This is a genomic window from Companilactobacillus jidongensis (assembly GCF_003946575.1).
Lineage (GTDB): Bacteria > Bacillota > Bacilli > Lactobacillales > Lactobacillaceae > Companilactobacillus > Companilactobacillus jidongensis.
Map to the genome: position 1 here is coordinate 1 of NZ_RHOP01000034.1, position 1,866 is coordinate 1,866.

The 1,866-nt window shown below is 48.0% G+C and carries 1 rRNA gene; it reads left to right on the top strand.

Annotation, left to right across the window (positions count from 1 at the left end):
* The first annotated feature begins 225 nt into the window (after positions 1-225).
* A 16S ribosomal RNA gene (locus EKM68_RS13450) occupies positions 226-1,799 on the top strand.
* Positions 1,800-1,866 lie beyond the last annotated feature (67 nt).

Below are 1,866 nucleotides of genomic sequence, written 5' to 3' on the forward strand. Positions count from 1 at the left end.
TTGAAAAATTATTTTAAAAAGTTCTTGACATCATGTTGGGTTCTTGATAAACTAATTGAGTCGCTTGTTAAGAAGTTCACTTCTTAACAGCTAGTAGACCTTTGAAAACTGAACAAAGTTTTAACAAACAATTGTGTAGGCCTTATTAATTTAAGGTTTTGAATTAAGAATTATGAAACATTGACGAAGTCAATTTTCGCTAGTATTTAATGAGTCACAAACTTTTAATATGAGAGTTTGATCCTGGCTCAGGACGAACGCTGGCGGCGTGCCTAATACATGCAAGTCGAGCGAACTCTGGTTTTTGAACGATGGTGCTTGCACCGGAGTGATTAAACATTTGAGTGAGCGGCGGATGGGTGAGTAACACGTGGGTAACCTGCCCTAAAGTGGGGGATAACATCTGGAAACAGGTGCTAATACCGCATAACAACATTTACCACATGGTTTATGTTTGAAAGATGGTTCTGCTATCGCTTTAGGATGGACCCGCGGTGCATTAGTTAGTTGGTGAGGTAACGGCTCACCAAGACCGTGATGCATAGCCGACCTGAGAGGGTAATCGGCCACATTGGGACTGAGACACGGCCCAAACTCCTACGGGAGGCAGCAGTAGGGAATCTTCCACAATGGACGAAAGTCTGATGGAGCAACGCCGCGTGAGTGAAGAAGGTTTTCGGATCGTAAAACTCTGTTGTTGAAGAAGAACATGCGTGAGAGTAACTGTTCACGTATTGACGGTATTCAACCAGAAAGCCACGGCTAACTACGTGCCAGCAGCCGCGGTAATACGTAGGTGGCAAGCGTTGTCCGGATTTATTGGGCGTAAAGCGAGCGTAGGCGGTTTATTAAGTCTGATGTGAAAGCCCTCGGCTCAACCGAGGAAGTGCATCGGAAACTGGTAAACTTGAGTGCAGAAGAGGAGAGTGGAACTCCATGTGTAGCGGTGGAATGCGTAGATATATGGAAGAACACCAGTGGCGAAGGCGGCTCTCTGGTCTGTAACTGACGCTGAGGTTCGAAAGCGTGGGTAGCAAACAGGATTAGATACCCTGGTAGTCCACGCCGTAAACGATGAGTGCTAAGTGTTGGAGGGTTTCCGCCCTTCAGTGCTGCAGCTAACGCATTAAGCACTCCGCCTGGGGAGTACGACCGCAAGGTTGAAACTCAAAGGAATTGACGGGGGCCCGCACAAGCGGTGGAGCATGTGGTTTAATTCGAAGCAACGCGAAGAACCTTACCAGGTCTTGACATATCTTGAAACACTAAGAGATTAGTTTTTCCCTTCGGGGACAAGAATACAGGTGGTGCATGGTTGTCGTCAGCTCGTGTCGTGAGATGTTGGGTTAAGTCCCGCAACGAGCGCAACCCTTATTACTAGTTGCCAGCATTTAGTTGGGCACTCTAGTGAGACTGCCGGTGACAAACCGGAGGAAGGTGGGGACGACGTCAAATCATCATGCCCCTTATGACCTGGGCTACACACGTGCTACAATGGTCGGTACAACGTGCTGCGAACTCGCGAGGGTAAGCAAATCACTTAAAACCGATCTCAGTTCGGATTGTAGGCTGCAACTCGCCTACATGAAGCTGGAATCGCTAGTAATCGCGGATCAGCATGCCGCGGTGAATACGTTCCCGGGCCTTGTACACACCGCCCGTCACACCATGAGAGTTTGTAACACCCAAAGCCGGTGGGGTAACCTTTTAGGAGCTAGCCGTCTAAGGTGGGACAAATGATTAGGGTGAAGTCGTAACAAGGTAGCCGTAGGAGAACCTGCGGCTGGATCACCTCCTTTCTAAGGAAATGTGCGAAAGCACAACGGAATACACAAGTTAAAACTTTGTTTAGTTTTGAGAGGTCTA